General features: G+C 65.1%; 18 protein-coding genes. 6 read left to right on the forward strand and 12 right to left on the reverse strand.

The window, feature by feature from the left end; genetic code table 11:
- Positions 1–185 precede the first annotated feature (185 nt).
- The 11 genes from ABCN56_RS14435 to ABCN56_RS14485 form a co-directional block, all read right to left on the reverse strand.
- Entirely contained in the window at positions 186–722 is a 537-nt protein-coding gene (locus tag ABCN56_RS14435) for a crossover junction endodeoxyribonuclease RuvC (protein WP_425466110.1), read from the reverse strand.
- A 467-nt stretch (positions 723–1,189) separates the two neighbouring features.
- Positions 1,190–3,526: an AAA family ATPase gene (locus ABCN56_RS14440; RefSeq protein WP_343081531.1), complete on the reverse strand. Its 2,337-nt coding sequence runs from the start codon at positions 3,524–3,526 to the stop codon at positions 1,190–1,192.
- The gene (locus ABCN56_RS14445) at positions 3,478–4,236 is read right to left on the reverse strand and encodes a PD-(D/E)XK nuclease family protein (protein ID WP_343081532.1); all 759 of its coding nucleotides are present in this window, start codon (positions 4,234–4,236) and stop codon (positions 3,478–3,480) included. The genes ABCN56_RS14440 and ABCN56_RS14445 overlap by 49 nt, the downstream gene beginning before the upstream one ends.
- Positions 4,236–4,436 (reverse strand): DUF6511 domain-containing protein, encoded by a 201-nt coding sequence (locus ABCN56_RS14450; protein WP_343081533.1) that lies wholly within the window; start codon positions 4,434–4,436, stop codon positions 4,236–4,238. The genes ABCN56_RS14445 and ABCN56_RS14450 overlap by 1 nt, the downstream gene beginning before the upstream one ends.
- A gap of 224 nt (positions 4,437–4,660) precedes the next feature.
- Positions 4,661–6,328 (reverse strand): DEAD/DEAH box helicase, encoded by a 1,668-nt coding sequence (locus ABCN56_RS14455; RefSeq protein ID WP_343081534.1) that lies wholly within the window; start codon positions 6,326–6,328, stop codon positions 4,661–4,663.
- Positions 6,329–6,337: 9 nt separating this feature from the next.
- Positions 6,338–6,940: a hypothetical protein gene (locus tag ABCN56_RS14460; RefSeq protein WP_343081535.1), complete on the reverse strand. Its 603-nt coding sequence runs from the start codon at positions 6,938–6,940 to the stop codon at positions 6,338–6,340.
- A gap of 13 nt (positions 6,941–6,953) precedes the next feature.
- Positions 6,954–7,844 carry an AAA family ATPase gene (locus ABCN56_RS14465; RefSeq protein ID WP_164614950.1) on the reverse strand — a complete coding sequence of 297 codons (891 nt, stop codon included), beginning with the start codon at positions 7,842–7,844 and terminating at the stop codon, positions 6,954–6,956.
- A complete protein-coding gene (locus ABCN56_RS14470; RefSeq protein WP_343081536.1) occupies positions 7,841–8,329 on the reverse strand; it encodes a hypothetical protein in 489 nt (162 codons plus the stop codon). Before ABCN56_RS14470 ends, ABCN56_RS14465 begins: the two co-directional genes overlap by 4 nt.
- Positions 8,330–8,355: 26 nt before the next feature.
- Entirely contained in the window at positions 8,356–8,718 is a 363-nt protein-coding gene (locus tag ABCN56_RS14475) for a hypothetical protein (RefSeq protein WP_343081537.1), read from the reverse strand.
- The gene (locus ABCN56_RS14480; protein ID WP_343081538.1) at positions 8,718–8,924 is read right to left on the reverse strand and encodes a helix-turn-helix transcriptional regulator; all 207 of its coding nucleotides are present in this window, start codon (positions 8,922–8,924) and stop codon (positions 8,718–8,720) included. Before ABCN56_RS14480 ends, ABCN56_RS14475 begins: the two co-directional genes overlap by 1 nt.
- A gap of 212 nt (positions 8,925–9,136) precedes the next feature.
- Complete coding sequence (locus ABCN56_RS14485) at positions 9,137–9,820, reverse strand: hypothetical protein (RefSeq protein WP_343081539.1); 684 nt, start codon at positions 9,818–9,820, stop codon at positions 9,137–9,139.
- Between the two features lie 109 nt (positions 9,821–9,929).
- Here ABCN56_RS14485 and ABCN56_RS14490 point away from each other — a divergent pair, with 109 nt between their 5' ends.
- Together ABCN56_RS14490 and ABCN56_RS14495 are read left to right on the forward strand one after the other, a co-directional pair.
- The gene (locus tag ABCN56_RS14490) at positions 9,930–10,607 is read left to right on the forward strand and encodes an XRE family transcriptional regulator (protein WP_343081540.1); all 678 of its coding nucleotides are present in this window, start codon (positions 9,930–9,932) and stop codon (positions 10,605–10,607) included.
- 1 nt (position 10,608) lies between these two features.
- On the forward strand, positions 10,609–11,340 hold the full coding sequence (locus ABCN56_RS14495; RefSeq protein WP_343081541.1) for a hypothetical protein: 732 nt from the start codon (positions 10,609–10,611) through the stop codon (positions 11,338–11,340).
- A gap of 69 nt (positions 11,341–11,409) precedes the next feature.
- Here the strand turns inward: ABCN56_RS14495 and ABCN56_RS14500 are convergent, their stop codons facing one another.
- A complete protein-coding gene (locus ABCN56_RS14500; RefSeq protein WP_343081542.1) occupies positions 11,410–13,116 on the reverse strand; it encodes an ATP-dependent nuclease in 1,707 nt (568 codons plus the stop codon).
- Positions 13,117–13,319: 203 nt separating this feature from the next.
- On the opposite strand from ABCN56_RS14500, the gene ABCN56_RS14505 reads away from it, so the two are divergent.
- From ABCN56_RS14505 to ABCN56_RS14520, 4 genes are read left to right on the forward strand one after another with little or no spacing between them, the layout of a single operon-like run.
- Entirely contained in the window at positions 13,320–13,538 is a 219-nt protein-coding gene (locus ABCN56_RS14505) for a hypothetical protein (protein ID WP_343081543.1), read from the forward strand.
- Positions 13,535–14,035, forward strand: a complete 501-nt coding sequence (locus ABCN56_RS14510) for a DUF2924 domain-containing protein (RefSeq protein ID WP_343081544.1) — start codon at positions 13,535–13,537, stop codon at positions 14,033–14,035. Before ABCN56_RS14505 ends, ABCN56_RS14510 begins: the two co-directional genes overlap by 4 nt.
- Positions 14,032–15,354 carry a recombinase family protein gene (locus tag ABCN56_RS14515; protein ID WP_343081545.1) on the forward strand — a complete coding sequence of 441 codons (1,323 nt, stop codon included), beginning with the start codon at positions 14,032–14,034 and terminating at the stop codon, positions 15,352–15,354. Before ABCN56_RS14510 ends, ABCN56_RS14515 begins: the two co-directional genes overlap by 4 nt.
- Complete coding sequence (locus ABCN56_RS14520) at positions 15,354–15,734, forward strand: hypothetical protein (RefSeq protein ID WP_343081546.1); 381 nt, start codon at positions 15,354–15,356, stop codon at positions 15,732–15,734. Before ABCN56_RS14515 ends, ABCN56_RS14520 begins: the two co-directional genes overlap by 1 nt.
- Positions 15,735–15,759: the final 25 nt, after the last annotated feature.

A 15,759-nucleotide genomic window follows, 5' to 3' on the forward strand; every position in this document is an offset into this window, starting at 1 on the left:
CACCTCTCGTTGTGTTGGGCGCGCGCCGTAGAGACGCTCGCCGAGTTGCCGCACCAGCTCCCGCTCAGGCCAAGTAAGTCTCTGATCGTCAAGGGAAACTGCAAACACGCGTTGCTCCTTCCAGCCGTCGCGCTTGACCTGTTCGGGGTTCCGGCGCTCGCCGCCATAGCAACGGGGAAACCGCCTCATTGCAGGCCCCCCTTGGTCTCCAGCGCCCAGAGCAGGATCGCGATGGCGTCGGCCTCGTTGTCGTTGGCGGGGCTGAACCCCCGGGCGCGGGCCGCGGCAATCATCGCCTCCTTGGGAGCGTTGCCCTTGCCCGTGGCGTGCCGCTTGATCGTGCCAACCGGGACGCCCTCGTAGGGAATGCCGCGCAGTTCGGCCCATGCGGTCAGCGTGGCCATCAGCCCACCATAGACATGTGCCGCGTCGGTGGCCGCGTGGCGACGGACCTCCTCGAACCAGATCGCGGCGACGGGCCCGGACAGGCGGTCGATCTCGGTCAGCCAGTTGGTGAAGCGGAGATACCGCATGCCGCCACCGTCGAAGCGGCCGGGGCGGAAGGACACCGTGCCGGAGGAGATCAGCCCGTCGATGCCGTGCAGCGCCCAGCCCGCCGTGGTGCCGAGGTCGAGCGCCAGCATCGCGCGGTTGGCCCGGACGGCGGGTGGCAGATCGGGGATTGCCTCGCGGCGGTGTGTGGCGAGAATCAGGTCAGCCATGAGTGGTCTCCTCTTCTGGTTGGCTGCTCGGGTGGAAGACGACGGCGGTCTGGTGCTTGGCGGTACGCGGCCGCCGTCGTCGGATCGGGAGGTTTGGGCGGGGACGAGCCACGCGCGCGAAACCTCTGGGGGTGGGCGTGGGAGGACCCGCCTGCGGCGTTCTCCCCCACCCCCGTAGGGGGTGGTTTCACCCCCTAAACTGGAAAACCGAAGCAACACACTGACAGGAAGAGAGAATTCCAGTTTCGGGAGTGCGCTTGCGCCTGACCCAGCCGAATCTGATTGCCGAGTAGCGGTTGCGGTCCGAGCGCAATCCTGCAGGGCCAGTTTCGTAAGCGGGCCGAAACTGGGCACAGCGGGCGTTTGCGCAGGTTTGCGAACGAATTGCGAGGCAGTTTCGGCAAGGCCCCGCATCTGGCTCAAACCGGCTCCTGCGCAATTCTGCGCGAAGCGATCTGCGGGGGCGATCATGGCCGTTCCCCCTCCGGATAGACCCAGACCTGAGGGTTCTCGACCTCGAGCAGCGCCCCGGTCTGCGGCGATTTGTAATGGGTGGGCAGCACCGCGATGCTTGCGGGGGTGACCTCGCCGGTCGCCGGATCAACATCTTCGTCGTCCGTGGGCATGACCATCCCCTCGACGCAGAGGTAGCCGAAGCGCGATCGCGAAGGCCCGAGGCCGTAGGGCGCGCCGTCGCGGATGAACTTGATGGCGCCCTTGGTGGCCTGCACCGCGATCCGGTCGCGGATCGTGTCCTTGCCGCCCAGACCGCCCTTGTTCTCGAAGGCTTCGGCAAACTGGTTGATGGTGTAGAGACGCCCCTCGGCTGCCTCGTCTAGGAGGATCGAGAGGATCACATCTCGCTTGCGATCACGCTCGGCGTCATGCCTGGCACCGACCTCGGGGCGCACGAGCCGCTCGTTCATCGGGTTGATCTCGACCCACTTGCCCTTGACCTTGTCCACCAGCTTCGCGGGCAGCGCGGGGCCATTGCGCAGCTCGATCTCGAGGCGACGCTGGGTCGAGTCCTCCTCGGGCCGGTGCAGGATCAGACCGGTGGTGTAGAAGCCCCGGAGCGCGCTTGCGCCGGAAAGGGCGAGGAACGGATCCTCCTTCACCTGGTGCTTCGAGAGCTTCTTGGTGTGGTGGACGAGGATCACGCCACAGTCGGGATTGACGTGGTCGCGCAGCACCTCGACCCGGTCCTTCAGGAAGAACATCATCGCGGCGTTGTCGTTCTCGCCGCCGCCATCCGGGCCGCCGTCGAAGAGGTTCCGGATCGGATCGATGCAGAGGATGTCGAGCGGTTCGTCTGGGAATGCGGCCCTGATCGCCTCGGCGACGCGGGCGCTGCCCTCGGCATCGAGCAGCATGCGCAGTTTCGGGGTGACGATCAGGTTGTCGCGCGCGGCGGCGATCAGCTCGGGCGGCAGGCCGATCTGCTGCATGCGCTCGCGCAGGTAATGGTACTGGATCTCGGCCTGCAGGTAGAAGATTCGCAGCGGCCGTGGCGGGGTGAAACCGAGGAAGGGCACGCCCGCCGCCATGTGCACCAGCAAGGCGATCAGCAGGTCGCTCTTGCCCACCTTGGGCGCGCCGCCCAGCACCAGGAGCCCGCCCGGCGTCAGAACGCGTGGGCCGATGATGTCGTCCGGCATCGGGCTCGTGTCGTCGAGCAGCGCGCCCAGCGTGAAGGCGGGCAGCTCGGTCTGAGCAGGCGCCGCGCTGTCGAGGCGGATCAGCGGCGGCCCGTGCCGTTTGATGTGCAGCTCCCACAGGCGGTTCGTCTCGCGCTTCAGCCGGTCGAGCGGCCAGGCGGGGCGGAGCATCGCGGCGTTGTAGCCGCAGATCGCCGTCCAGCCCTCGTCCATCGACATCCGGCCCTCGTGGACCAGACGAAGGAAGTAGCCGATGGCGGCCGAGGCGCCCTCGAAACGGGACCACTTATCCGTGCCGCCCTCGTGGGCCGGGGTCACCAGTACGTCGTCGATGGCGGGTTTCTCGCGGGACTCGACCGTGGCCATGCCGACGCCAGGCATCGGCGGCATGTCGGCAACGCGCTCGGCCATCTCGGTGAAATCGACCTCGAGATCGGCTGCCTCGCGGATCTGGACGAGCCGGGTGAGCCCACCCTTGTGATAGACCGTCCCCGGCACGCGGATCGGCTGGTGGGCTGAGCGGAAATGCGTGTCGCCGCCGACCTTCAGCGCGATCTCGCAGCGCAGCTGGCAGAGCCGGTCGAGATCGGCGCCCTCCGCGGGCTCGGTCAGTTTCCACCAGACATGCAGCTTGGTCGCGCCTTCGGACGTGCGCCCGCCGCTCTCGACGATCAGGGTCGGGCGGCCGAGATGGTGGACGAGGTGATCGAGCTTAGCCGGGATGTCGCCCGAGTCGAGATCGACCACGAGGCTCTGCATCTGAAGGACGTCCCCGGCGCGAGCTTGGCCCGTTTCCGCGACCGTGCCGGGGATGACGTAGACCGCCGCGCCCTCGCGGGCAGCCCAGCCGGCGAAGGTCGCGAGCTTGTCGGGCGCTGTCGCATCCGCCTCGATCCAGATGTTGTGCGGCCGGCCATCCTTGCCCTGACCCTTGTCCACGAAACCCCGGATCGGGATCAGCCCCTCGGCATAGCCGAAGACGACATCGACGAAGCGAGCGATCTGGTCTGCGTCCGGTTCGACCGCGAAGGGATCGGCCAGCGGCGCCGCGTCGTTGAAATCGCGCCAGGGGTTGAAGTGGATGATGTTGTCGTCGCTCATGCCGGCAGGCTCCAGCACCGCTCGGCCCACGGGCAGAACCGGCATTCGAAGAAGTCGCGACTGGCGGCGATGCGCGGCAACAGCTCACCGGCATCGGTCGCCCGCAGGATCCGCACCCCGCGGTCGGACATGCGCTGCGCGAGATCGGCATCGAAGGGCACCAGTTCATGGTGCAGCTCGGCCGTGTCCTTGTTGATCGCGGTGAAGAGCGCGCGGGTGGCGCTGATGCCCGGCACCGTCGCTTCCATGTAGGCCTGGTAGAGCGCGATCTGCGCGGTATAGACCGGCTTCGAGACGGTCACGCCCTTGGCCACAGTCTCACGCCAGTTCTTCGCGTTCATGGTCTTGCATTCCCAGAGTGCCGGGGTGCGCAGCCCCAGCGCCGCCGGGGCCTCGGCGACGATCCCGTCGACGTGGCCGCGGATCCGCCCGCCCGCGACGGAGAAGCCGAACTGGCCGCCGTCGCGTTTCTGGGTGACCAGATCGAGCCCCGCCGCCCGCAGCCAGCGGATGGCGAGATCCTCGAGCTCATGCCCGATCGCAAAGATCCGGAGCGATCGGCCGGAGAAGTCCTGGCCCTCGTCCTTCGGCGCGCCCGCGAACTCGAACTGCAGCGCGCGCTCGCAGGCATGGCCGAGCCGGGACGCGCCGAGGTAGTCGCGCGGCGGCGTGGCAGCGCGTTCAGCCTCGAGCGCGGCATCCACGGCGGCGTTGATGCGCTCCGCGATGCCGGGGCGGTGGTTGTAATCCAGCATCAGAACGGGATCTCCGACTGGCTGGCGATCTCGGCCATCTCGGCGCGGAAGGCCTCGATGGTGGTGACGATCAGCCGGTGCATGTCGTTCTGCGTCAGCCGGGCCAGCGGCTGGTCCCAGCCGATCCGCTCCATCTCTGGGGCGAGCGCGCGCATGACGGCGGGCAGCGCCTGGGTTTCCTCCTCGGTGAAATCGACCATGCTCAGTCCTCTCTTTGCTTTGCAGGTGAAGGCCGCCTGGCAGCCCATGGAACAGAACCAGCGGCGGGTTCGGTGGGGCCGCGGCCTGTGGGGATCGAACCAGCCGAAGCCGCGCGTGCGCGCGGCGCAGACCGCGCAAATGACCGGCCGCGGATGCCAGAGGCGATCAAAGCCCGGTCGATCCGGAGCCTCTGCGGGCGGGGATGGGATTTCCGCGACATGGTTCACGCCGCCCTCCGCTCGGGCGCGGCCGACATGACGAGCCGGCGAATGTCGCGCCGGTTGAACTGGAAGGTGATCAGCGCAGACGCCCGGTAGCGGGTCAGCCCGTAATCCTGCCGCTGCGCGGGCGAGAGGTATTGCAGCTGCTTTTCGGTCGGCGCCTGGCTCAGCCAGCGCTTGGACTTGAAGGCGCTCTCGTCGCTCTCGTGTTCGTTCAGCCAATCGTCGGCCCGCGCGAGGCAGACAGTCCGATCCCCCACGCCGAGAAGGCAGGTCGGCTGCCCCCTCGCGCCGCCCACGGCATGCCAGCGGCCTTCCAGGAAGAACACGCCGCCCCAGGCGCTGAAGCCGCTGGCCATCAGCGCGGCTTCGTCGCCGAAGAGGTCTTCCCAGACGAAGCTCGACCGTTTGAGCAGGTCGATCTCGGACATCACGACGTTCTCGAGCGGCGTCGTCACGGACCCGCCCTGGAATTCGTGGCCGCAGATCGGGCACTGCCGCGACGCGAGCGGGATCTCCGCCTCGCATTCCGGACAGGTCTTCGTCGGGGCTTCGCCCGGTGTCGGATCGCGACCGTCTAGATCGACGTCCTGCTCCAGCGTGCCATGCGTCAGGCTTGAGATCCCAAAGTCGAGCACGATGCAGTCGGTCTTCACCACGCCAGGATGTTCGGCCGGATCGACGGTGCGTAGGCCGCGACCGACCATCTGGATCATCGTGGACTTGTAGGAGCTGGGGCGCAGCAGGACGACGCAGGAGGTCGGCGGGTGGTCCCAGCCCTCGGTCAGCACCGCGACGTTGACGATGACCTGTACCTCCCCGGACGCATAGGCTTCGAGCACCATCTTCCGCTCAGTGGAGCCCATGTCGCCAAGGACGACGGCGGCCGGGTTTCCGGCCTCGTTGAAGGCGGTCGCCACGTCCATGGCGTGCGCGACCGTCGAGCAGAACACGACGGTTTGGCGGTCGCCCGCCTTTTCCTCCCAGTGCCGGATCACTTCCTCGGTAATGGGCGCGCGGTTCATGATCGCCGCGACCGCGCCCATGTCGTAATCGTCGGCGGTCTTGCGGACGGCGCGCAGCTGGTCCTGCACGCCGACATCGATCACGAAGGTCCGCGGCGGCACGAGGTGACCGGACGCGATCAGTTCGCCCAGCCGGACCTGGTCGGCGACATTGTCGAAGACCTCGCGCAGCCCCTTCTTGTCGCCCCGGTTCGGCGTCGCGGTGACGCCGAAGATGCGGGCCTCGGGGTTGGCCTCGCGCACCCGGTCGATGATGCGCCGGTAGCTCTCGGCCACCGCGTGATGGGCCTCGTCGATTACCAGAAGGTCGAGCTTCGGCATCGCGGCGAGATTGGACGCCCGAGACAGCGTCGGCGCCATGGCGAAGGTGACCTGTCCGTTCCAGGACTTGGTCGTGGCATCGACGACGGAGGTCTCCGTGTCGGGATTGACCCGGGCGAACTTCGCCCGGTTCTGGCTGGTCAGCTCGTCGCGATGGGCGAGCACGCAAGCCTTGGCGCCGTCCCCGGTCATCCCGCCGGTGACGGCCGAGAGCATGATCGTCTTGCCCGCGCCGGTGGGCGCAACACCCAGCGTGTTGTCGCGAGTCGAGAGCGCAGCGAGGCTGCGCTCCACGAAGAGTTTCTGGCGGGGGCGGAGGAGCATCGCGCGCCCTCACTGCGCCCAGGCAGGACGGCCCGGCACCGGCGAGGCCGCGGGCTGCTGCACCGACGCCTGCACCGCAGACTGCACGGGCGGCTGGTAGCCGTGCTGCGCCGCCAGGCCCATGACCTGAGCATAGTCGCGGTGGTCGGGCGTGACCGCGGCGCGGATCTCGTTCTTCTCCTCGCCCATGGCGTCGCTGCCGACGTCGATCCGGGCGACGAACTCGATCCCGTCGAGATCGGCGAACCCGCCGATCCGCCGCGCCGCCTGCGCCTGCGGGGACTGATCCTTGTCCGAGATCCCGCGCGCCGAGTTCAGCATCCCGCGGATCAGGCTGCGGCCCATGTTTGCCCAGTCCGGGCCCTTGGGGCTGTAGAGACCGATCAGCGTGAAGATCTTGCGCCGGGCGTATTGGCCCTCGGTGACCGTGAACTCGCCGTTGAGGTAGACAGCCCCGGTCGAGCCACGGGTGGCATAGCCACCGGTCCAGCCCTGCGACGGGTCGTCGAAGCCGCCGGGGCGGATGGTCAGCCGCACCTTGGCGAGCGTACCCTTGGGGATGAGGTTCGTGTTGGATTGCGCATCGTTGAAGTCGTTCCAGAGACCGGACATGGCTCGGGTCCTTTCAGTTGGTGGGAGCGGATTGGGTGTCGGGCGCTGGCGCACCGGGCGGCGGGGGCAGCTGCGGCGGCGAATAGGTCAGCCGCCGTTCCGCAGGGATCAGCGGGCCGCGGATCTTCTCCATCAGCCGGCCGAGATGAGGCTCTTCGACCAGGTCGAGACGACCGGACCGGTCCTTCGCCGGGTAGCCCCACGGGTTCAGCGTCTGGCAGACGAAAGCGCGCTGGGGCCGGTTCATCTCGTCCGGCAGGCTGGCCATGGTGATGACCTGATCGACGATGCCGGGCAGCTCGAGCCCGGTTTTCGAGCCATCGATCTGCGGGACGAAGACCTTGCGATTGAAGTCATCGAGCTTCTCGTCGAGGATCCCGACGAACCAGACGTTCTTGCCGCGCGTGTGCTGGAGGTGGGTCAGCCAGCCGATCATTTCGCGCCCGTGAAGCCCGTAGGCGCCGCGCACGTCCGGCTTGCCGGTCTTCTCCGAATGCGCCTCCGGCTGACCGCGACACCATTGGAAGCAGAGCCGCCCGGCCACGGTGATCGAGTCGATGAAGACCGTGTCGTATTTCGCGAGGACGCGCGGATCTCCGAACCGCCCGCACACCTCGTCGAAATGCGCCTGACTGTAGGGCTGTTCGGGCCGGAGCGCCGGGTTCGGGCCGCCGATGAAGACCGCGAAGTCCCGACACTCCTTCCATGTGCGCGGCCGGACCACGTCGATGAGCATTCCCTCGATGGCAAGGTCGCCCGCCTCGAGGTCGAAGAACAGAGTGGTCGAGGATTCGAGCGTCCAGAGCAGGCTGGTCTTGCCGATCCCGGACGGACCGAAGATCACGCCCTTGACGCCACGAGTCTCGGCCAGCCGCTGATCGGCGGTGATGATGGGGAGGCTCACGCGCGATCCTCCTGCGGCAGGATCGCGATCTTCAGCGCGCCGGTCTTCACGGTGCGGGCGGGCTCGAAGCCCTGGCGGATCGCCTCGGGCCAGGCGGCATAGGCGCGTTCGGGCACCTTGAAGCTGATCTCGACATATTCGGACGGATCGTCGCCCGCGGCACGGATCCGCTCGACCATGGCGGCGAGCTGGGTCTGGTCCCATTCGACCCGCTTCGGCAGATCGGCGACCACGGTGAAATCGCCATCGGCAAGGCGGACGGTGCCGGTGTCCTTGCCGCAGGCGCGGCGGGCCTCGGCTGCGCGGGTGGCGTAGCGCACCTCGAGCGCGGTCGAAAAGCGCGCGGTGACGGCCTTCATCTGCTTCGCGGCAACATCGATTTCGCGCTGCATGGCGGCCAGAAGCTCGACCGGAAGCTGGGCGATCTCGCCCGCGGGCAGGTTGATGAGATCGTCGATGCCGGGGGTGTTCTGCGGGAACGTCATGGGTTTCTCCGTGATGGGGGATGCGGTCAGGCGGCCTCGAGGAGGCGCATCGAGAGGGCGGCGCCGGCGGGACCGGGTTTCGGCCGAGCGACGGCGATGTAGGCGAAGTGGTCGGGGCCGAGCCGGGCCTGCACGAGGTGGACGAGCCGCTGCTCGGCGGCGCGCAGGGCGGCGGAGGCGACACCTCGCAGGGTGCGCTGGCGCTCGGGCGTGAGGTTCGAGACGGCCCCGGTGGCGTCGACGGCGAGGAAGCCGCGGTGATAGATCAGCGCCTCGCCCGGGGCGGCCTGCGCGATCCAGGCTGAGAGCCCCACCTCGTCGATTGCGGGACCGGCGGCACCGAAGATCGACACGACCCGGCTGCCGTGGATGGCGGACCGACGCTCCATCATGCCGCCCCCCGCGCGCTGTCGGCGGTGTGCGTGAGCTGGTCCTTCTCGAAGGCGAGAATGTCCTCGATCCGGTAAACCACCCGGCCGCCGAGTTTCATGTACGCGGGGCCTTCCCCGGCCCATCGCCAGCGCTCGAGCGTGCGGTGCGAGATCGTCCAGCGCCGCGCGAGCTCCTTCTGTGTGAGGCAGGTCTTCTGCTGCATCGTCGTCTCCTGGTGTCGTTTGCTAGGAGCACGATGCGAAATCCTGCGAGGGGATTTCGTCAGGATTGGAGTGGGATACGGAGGGGGATTGTCAGGAGCCTTTCAATTCAAGGGAGAATGGCTCTGTGGGGGATCGTCATCCCCCACTCATCCCCCGGCGCATCCCACAGAGGGGATCGCGTGGGCGCGCGGAGGGACGGGATGGCGCAGTCTCAGAGCCCGAGCAGGCGATAGGCGCCGCGGCCGTCCGACTCGATCAGCAGGCGCCAGTTCTTCTTCGACTTGAAGACATCGGACATCTTGAGGCTGCGCGAGCCCGCGGCGGCGAGGATCGCCTTACCGCTCTGCCAGGGCTCGCCGCGCCCGGCAGCCTCGTGCAGCGCGCGCACGACCTGCGCCTGGATCGCGCCCAGCCGGAAGTGCTGTCCGTTGCAGCGGACGTCCTGGTAGTCGGCCGAGGCATGGAACGCGCCAGGACGCGGACCGGTGGCCGCGCCGGCAAATCCTGTTTCAGCCTCAAAGCGATCACGCTCTTCGCGCCGGAGGAAAAGATCGCGTTGGCGCACGGTGATGGTCTCGGGCTCCCCGGTAAGACAGGCATAGTCGGCCTTGTGCGAGCGGAAGCGGCTGAGCTTCACCTCGCCATGCCGGAAAAGCTGGAAGACGTCATGGGCCTGGAGATCCAGGAGCCCGTTGAACGAGCCCTGCTCGAATGGGACTGAGAATCGCTCCCCCTCCGGTGTCTCCTCGTAGTCGCCGAGTTCGACCGCCAGGTTGAACACCCGGATCGACAGCCGCAGCTGGTCGTTCTCGGCGAGGTAGACGAGGTCTGCCTCGGACATGGACCAGCGCTCCAGGATCTCCGGCAGGGTGAAATACGACTTCTCGATCTCCATCCGGACACCCGATTCCCATGTACGATTGTTTAGGTTTTGTTCTAATCGCTTGACGGCATCGCATCAATCCGATTTTATCCTATTTCATCCACATATCCTTGGGGAAAACATGACCGAGCAGCACACCCTGGCCGACCGCCTGCGGGCCCGCGCCCACCAGCTCGGCTTGACGCCCGCCCATGTCGCCGAGATGGCCGGCGTGAACCGCTCCTTCGTTTACGACATCCTGCGCGGTCGCTCGGCCCGCCCCGGCATCGACCGGCTGGCCGCGGTCGCTCGCGTGCTGAAGGTGGACCGCGACTGGCTGATCCACGGCATCGGCGAGGTGGAGGGCACACCCCCCTTCGTGGACAATCCCGACGATGCCTTCGTCGCCATCGCGCACGCCACCCCGCGCCCCGCGATGGGTGGCGGCGCAGTCATCACCGAGGACGGCGACACCCCCGGCCGCGTCTATCACTTCCGCCGCTCCTGGATCCGGAACAGCCTGAAGGCCAGCCCGTCACAGTTGCGCATCATGCACGTTGAGGGCGACAGCATGGCCCCGACGCTGCTAAGTGGCGACGCGGTGCTGGTCGATATGACCCGCCGCGCGCCCAACCCACCCGGCATCTTCGTGCTGGACGACGGGATGGGGCTGGTCGCCAAGCGGCTGGAGCACATCCCGAACAGCGACCCGCCCGCGGTGCGCGTCATCTCCGACAACAAGCACTACCCCGAATATGAAAGAACGGCCGACGAGATCCACATTGTCGGCCGCATCCGTTGGTTCGCGCGGGAGATCTGACGTGATCGCGTTTCGGGAGGTCGACGATGCCGACCCAGCGCTGGCGTTCTCGCCGCTGGTGCGAGGGATCGAAAAGACCTTCGCCTGGATCGGCGAGCATGGCGGCATCCCCCTAACGCCGTCTAAGGCCTTCAAGCGGGCATTCGTGCACTGGGCCGCGGCCGCGTTCGACTGGCCCGGCCACACCGAGGCGGACCTCTTCGCCGTCAACAAGGTGCTGAACGAGCCCGACTTCGCCCCGCTCATGGTGCTGCACGATCTGATGATCGCAATGAAGCTTGGGCGGCATTACAAGGGCGAATTCCGCTTAACCAAGGCGGGCCAGGCGCTGGTCGGTCATCCGAGCCGCATCTTCGGCATGGCCGTCCCATTCTTCCTGTTTCGCATCAACCACGCCAACATGTCGCGCTTCGAGGACGCACCGATCCTCGGCAACTGGGATGTGTTCCTGAACGTGCTGAACATCGAGACCGAGGACGGGGCCACCGGCGCCCACCTCCGCCGTGTTCTATTCGGCGAGCCTGAGACGGGTCCGCTCCCGCGCTATGACGAGGTGATGGGCCAGCTCTACATCCAGTTGCTGCGCCCGCTCTGCTGGGCGGGACTGCTGCAGCAGGGACGCGGCACGGCCAGCTATCGCTTTAAGGAGGCCGTATTCATGAAAACCCCGCTCTGGCGGGCGGCACTGCAACTGGAGACGGATGGGAAGGTGCAAGGTGCACCGCGGCATTGAACAATGCTGACGCAGCCATCGGTCAATACCCATACAACCAAGAAATTGATCAGATACACAACAGTAGGATCAAATCACCGTAGCTCGAACGAGCTCGGGGATCTTCTTCCTAATTCTCTTGTACGAGTTCGGAAGGCTTCCAGGCGTCAGCGCTTTCGTTGTTCCAAGGACAGTTTCAAGCTTCTTAAGTTGATTCCTTCGCCCAATAAGAAGTCCTTGGGGCGACCGATCTCCAACTGGGACATTCAAGCGGCCATAAAGAATTCCCTGAGCTGTCGCCGAACCAACAAGATCAATGTCCATGGAATATCGAAAGCAAAAAACGCCAACATCTTCCAAGACGCTCATAGCCCTAGAATGATTGGTAAAGAACAAGTTCAGAAGATCAGCGCGCTTCGCAGCGTCCGGCAGCATCAGATCAATCAAACAAGTGGCTTTGTACTGCTGACGATAACGCGGAAAGCCGCGCGCATCTCTGCTCGCTTCCAGTTCATCATTCAAATATGGTAGAAAATAATCTTTGTCGACTACAGTGGAGAAATCAATCTCGAGCTGGCGCAGAAGGTGATAAGCATAGGGCAAGGACTCGACACCATCTAGGCTAACAATGGATACGCTGTGTTTTGCAAACTCCAGCCCACCATCCTCGATAAGGTGCCTGACAAGCTCGGCATCAATAGGGCTCTCAGTCAGAATGACGAAGTCAGCAAAAAAGAATTCAGAGTTTCTTCTGCGGTGAAAATTGTAATATTTTGCCCGATCAATACCTCTATCGCCCCAAAATGTTCGAGACAACTGTGTGACAGTGATCTCAAATCCACGAGTGCTCGAAGAAACCCTCCTACAAAGTGCGACCTCCTCATGCTCCAAGCTATCCAGCATTACAGTTGAATGTGTGGTGAAGAGAACCTGAAGCGGCAGCTTTTTCAGTGCGGCCAACATTGATCGCTGCGCCTGTGGATGAAGGTTCTGCTCTGGCTCTTCGATTCCAAGGATGTAGGTGCCGCCCAAGACCTCTGCCAAATATGAGTAGAGACCGACGGCGGCGAGACTTTGCGTTCCACTCCCACAGTCAGTAATCTCAACCGTCGTGCTTCCGTCTTTCACCCGCAAGACAAGGTCCTGTATCAGGAGGCTGTAATCTGGCGTGACGGAATAGTCTAACTCAAATTCGAATGATCCATTTAAGTGCGTCAAAGTTCGGAGATGTTTGCTAAGACCCTTAAATGTTCGATCTTTGATAACTTTCGTGACTTCGGACACCTTAGGCGAAATTCGATCTCTATTTTTTGTGTGCTCCTTCACCCATGACATCACTGCAGCCTTTAGTAGGCTATCCTGTCCCCATTTAAGTACATTTTCAATTCTAGAAACCGGAACGTATACGTAGCGAACAAAACGATGTAATTCTTCTTGAAGCCCAGCCGGGGCTGCGCTCCACGTCCCGTTCTGCAGTATCTCCCATGTTTGAGATTTACGATACTTCAAGCGAATGCGGACTTCATCTCCACCGGCCATAGTGCGGGGTATATTGCACTGAGCAGGTGCATCCGAGAACTCTAGGTCGATTATCGCAGTGGATGTTTTCTGAAAAGCATGACGGGATGCTTCGAAGTGGGGGCGCTCTTCTTCGAAATTAAAAAATGCATTTAACGCTCTGAGGATCGATGACTTCCCACCGCTATTTTGCCCCACCAAGGCGAGTTCCGATCCAACTTCTATTTCCGCGTTGCGGATCCCTCTGAACTTTTCGAGTCGAATTGTCTTCAGCTTCAACGCACTTCCTCGCTCCTGCAGAGTGAACGGCTCGCTGTACCCGAAGCCCATATGATCGTTCGTTTTCCGAACGCTAACCCCAGTGAAAAACACGATCAACTGCGTTCATCTACTCGCCATCACGACAACCCCTTGTTTTGACTTGAACTCCATCACCACGACCGGCGAACACGGAGCAAACCGCCTCAGGAGGTTCGCTCCCCATGCAAGACGACATCGCCTTCGCGCCGCCTGCCGAGACGCTCACCACAGATGAGCGGCTGGCGGAGCTGGCCACCATTCTCGCCAGCGCCATCGCGCGCAACAACCCACTGGAAACGAACGAGAATTCTCCGCTCAGCGGAGACAGTTCGCTGGACATTCTGGCGCTCAGACGCCGTCGTCGGAGACAGGTGCAAAACCGAGTTGGAGACGACGCATGAGGAAAAACACAAGAAAATCCGGCGCAAAGGCTGCGCTCGCTTGCCAGGCGGCGGGGATCGACGTCCTGGCCGAACTGGCCGCGCTGAAGGCGATGACAGTGCCCGAGCTGCAGGGCAAGTGGCGGGTCATGTTCGGCGAGCCCGCGCCGAACGCCAGCCGGGGGAACCTGGAGCTGCGGATCGGCTACCGCATCCAGGAACTCGCCCATGGTGGCATCAAGCCCGCCACGCGCCGCACGCTTGATGCGCTGGCTGCCGAGGTAGCCTCGGGCGCGCCGGGCCCGCTGATCGCCGATCCCCGTCGGCCGATCCCCGGCACCAAGCTGGTGCGCGAGTGGCAGGGCGAGGAGCATGTCGTCACCGTCCTGTCAGAAGGTTTCGAATGGCAGGGGCGGCGGTTCAAGTCGCTCTCGGCCGCGGTGCGGGCGATCACCGGCAGTCACTGGAACGGGTGGAAGTTCTTCGGGCTGGCCCATGGTGCGGAGGCCCGCTCATGAGCCGTGCCAAGTCCGAGCCCGTGCGCCGCCTGCGCTGCGCGATTTACACGCGTAAGTCGAGCGAGGAAGGGCTCGACATGGAGTTCAACAGCCTCGACGCCCAGCGCGAGGCCTGTGAGGCCTACATCGCCAGCCAGCGCGCGGAGGGATGGGTTGCGCTTCGCGACAGCTACGACGACGGCGGCTTCTCCGGCGGCACGCTGGACCGCCCTGCGCTGCAACAGCTGATCGCCGATATCGAGGCCGGACTGATCGACGTGGTCGTGGTCTACAAGATCGACCGCCTGAGCCGCGCACTGATGGATTTCTCGAAGCTGGTGGAAATCCTCGACCGCCATGGCGTCACCTTCGTCTCGGTCACCCAGTCTTTCAATACCACGACGTCCATGGGGCGGCTGACGCTGAACATCCTGCTCAGCTTCGCCCAGTTCGAACGCGAGGTGATCGGCGAACGGATCCGCGACAAGTTCGCCGCCTCCCGCCGCAAGGGGATGTGGATGGGCGGCCCGGTGCCGCTCGGCTATGTTGTGAAGGACCGCAAGCTGGTGATCGAGCCCGCCGAGGCGGAACAGGTCCGCACGATCTTCCGCCTCTATGCCCGGTCCAGCTCCACGGCGCAGGTGCTGAAGGAATTGCACGCCCGCGGGATCCGCACCAAGCGCGGCGCAGTGTTCGACCGGGGCTACCTGCTGAAGTTTCTGCACAACAAGATCTATCTCGGCCTCGTCGTGCACAAGGACGAGGTCTATCCGGGCGAGCACGCGGCCATCATCGACCAGAAGCTGTGGGACGAGGTGCACGCGGTCATCGCCAACAACCGCGTCGCCCGCGGGGCAGTGGCGCGGGCGGCGCAACCGGCGCTCCTGCGCGGGCTGATCTTCACCGAGACCGGCGCCGCCATGACGCCCCACCACACCAAGCGGAAGGGCAAGCGCTACTGCTACTACACCTCGATGGACGTGATCCGGAAACGCCCCGCGGTCGAATTGCGCGGGCCGCAGCGGCTGCCGGGCGCCATGGTCGAGGACGCCGTGATCGGCGAAATCCGCCGGATGCTGCGCACGCCGGAGGTGGCGGCGCGCACCGCTCGGGCGGTCCGGAAGGAACGGCCCGATCTCGACGAGACCACCGTCGTCGCCGCTCTGGCGCAGTTCGACGATCTCTGGAAGGCGCTGATCCCGGCCGAGCAGGCGCGCATCGTCCAGCTGCTGGTGGCGCGGATCACCGTCAGCGAGGCGGGTCTTGCCATCGACCTGCGCCACGACGGCCTCGGCGCCATTGCCACGCTGATGGCCCCGCCGAAGAAGGAGGTCGCCTGATGCCCGCACCCGAGACCCTGCGCGTCCACATCCCTCTCGAACTCCGCCGCCGTGGCGGCCGCCCCCGGATCCTTCCGCCGAAGGACGTCGAGGCCGCGATGAACCGCGGGCAGGATCCGCACCTCTTGCGCGCCATCGGCCGCGCGTGGGGCTGGCGGCAGCGGCTGGCACGGGGCGACGTTGCCACGCTCGCCGACCTCGCCGCTGAGGTGGGCCTCTCCGACCGCTACGTCAGCCGGCTCCTGCGCCTCGCCTGGCTCGCGCCCGAAGTCCTCGAGCGGCTGGTCGTCCACCACGAGCCTTCAACCATCAGCATCTACGACCTGTGCTTCGTGGCGTCGCTCCCATGGGAGGACCAACCAGCGCGGGTGTTCGACTGAATGCCGACCGACCGAATCAAGAGCG

Source organism: Ostreiculturibacter nitratireducens, from assembly GCF_032670585.1.
Classification (GTDB): Bacteria; Pseudomonadota; Alphaproteobacteria; order Rhodobacterales; family Rhodobacteraceae; genus Ostreiculturibacter; species Ostreiculturibacter nitratireducens.

What these genes read in the sequence shown, in the direction of transcription:
- ABCN56_RS14435 (WP_425466110.1), bottom strand. Translation starts at nt 722, where the DNA reads ATGGCTGACCTGATTCTCGCCACACACCGCCGCGAGGCAATCCCCGAT.
- ABCN56_RS14440 (WP_343081531.1), bottom strand. Translation starts at nt 3,526, where the DNA reads ATGCCGGTTCTGCCCGTGGGCCGAGCGGTGCTGGAGCCTGCCGGCATG.
- ABCN56_RS14445 (WP_343081532.1), bottom strand. Translation starts at nt 4,236, where the DNA reads ATGCTGGATTACAACCACCGCCCCGGCATCGCGGAGCGCATCAACGCC.
- ABCN56_RS14450 (WP_343081533.1), bottom strand. Translation starts at nt 4,436, where the DNA reads ATGGTCGATTTCACCGAGGAGGAAACCCAGGCGCTGCCCGCCGTCATG.
- ABCN56_RS14455 (WP_343081534.1), bottom strand. Translation starts at nt 6,328, where the DNA reads ATGCTCCTCCGCCCCCGCCAGAAACTCTTCGTGGAGCGCAGCCTCGCT.
- ABCN56_RS14460 (WP_343081535.1), bottom strand. Translation starts at nt 6,940, where the DNA reads ATGTCCGGTCTCTGGAACGACTTCAACGATGCGCAATCCAACACGAAC.
- ABCN56_RS14470 (WP_343081536.1), bottom strand. Translation starts at nt 8,329, where the DNA reads ATGACGTTCCCGCAGAACACCCCCGGCATCGACGATCTCATCAACCTG.
- ABCN56_RS14475 (WP_343081537.1), bottom strand. Translation starts at nt 8,718, where the DNA reads ATGGAGCGTCGGTCCGCCATCCACGGCAGCCGGGTCGTGTCGATCTTC.
- ABCN56_RS14480 (WP_343081538.1), bottom strand. Translation starts at nt 8,924, where the DNA reads ATGCAGCAGAAGACCTGCCTCACACAGAAGGAGCTCGCGCGGCGCTGG.
- ABCN56_RS14485 (WP_343081539.1), bottom strand. Translation starts at nt 9,820, where the DNA reads ATGGAGATCGAGAAGTCGTATTTCACCCTGCCGGAGATCCTGGAGCGC.
- ABCN56_RS14490 (WP_343081540.1), top strand. Translation starts at nt 9,930, where the DNA reads ATGACCGAGCAGCACACCCTGGCCGACCGCCTGCGGGCCCGCGCCCAC.
- ABCN56_RS14505 (WP_343081543.1), top strand. Translation starts at nt 13,320, where the DNA reads ATGCAAGACGACATCGCCTTCGCGCCGCCTGCCGAGACGCTCACCACA.
- ABCN56_RS14510 (WP_343081544.1), top strand. Translation starts at nt 13,535, where the DNA reads ATGAGGAAAAACACAAGAAAATCCGGCGCAAAGGCTGCGCTCGCTTGC.
- ABCN56_RS14515 (WP_343081545.1), top strand. Translation starts at nt 14,032, where the DNA reads ATGAGCCGTGCCAAGTCCGAGCCCGTGCGCCGCCTGCGCTGCGCGATT.
- ABCN56_RS14520 (WP_343081546.1), top strand. Translation starts at nt 15,354, where the DNA reads ATGCCCGCACCCGAGACCCTGCGCGTCCACATCCCTCTCGAACTCCGC.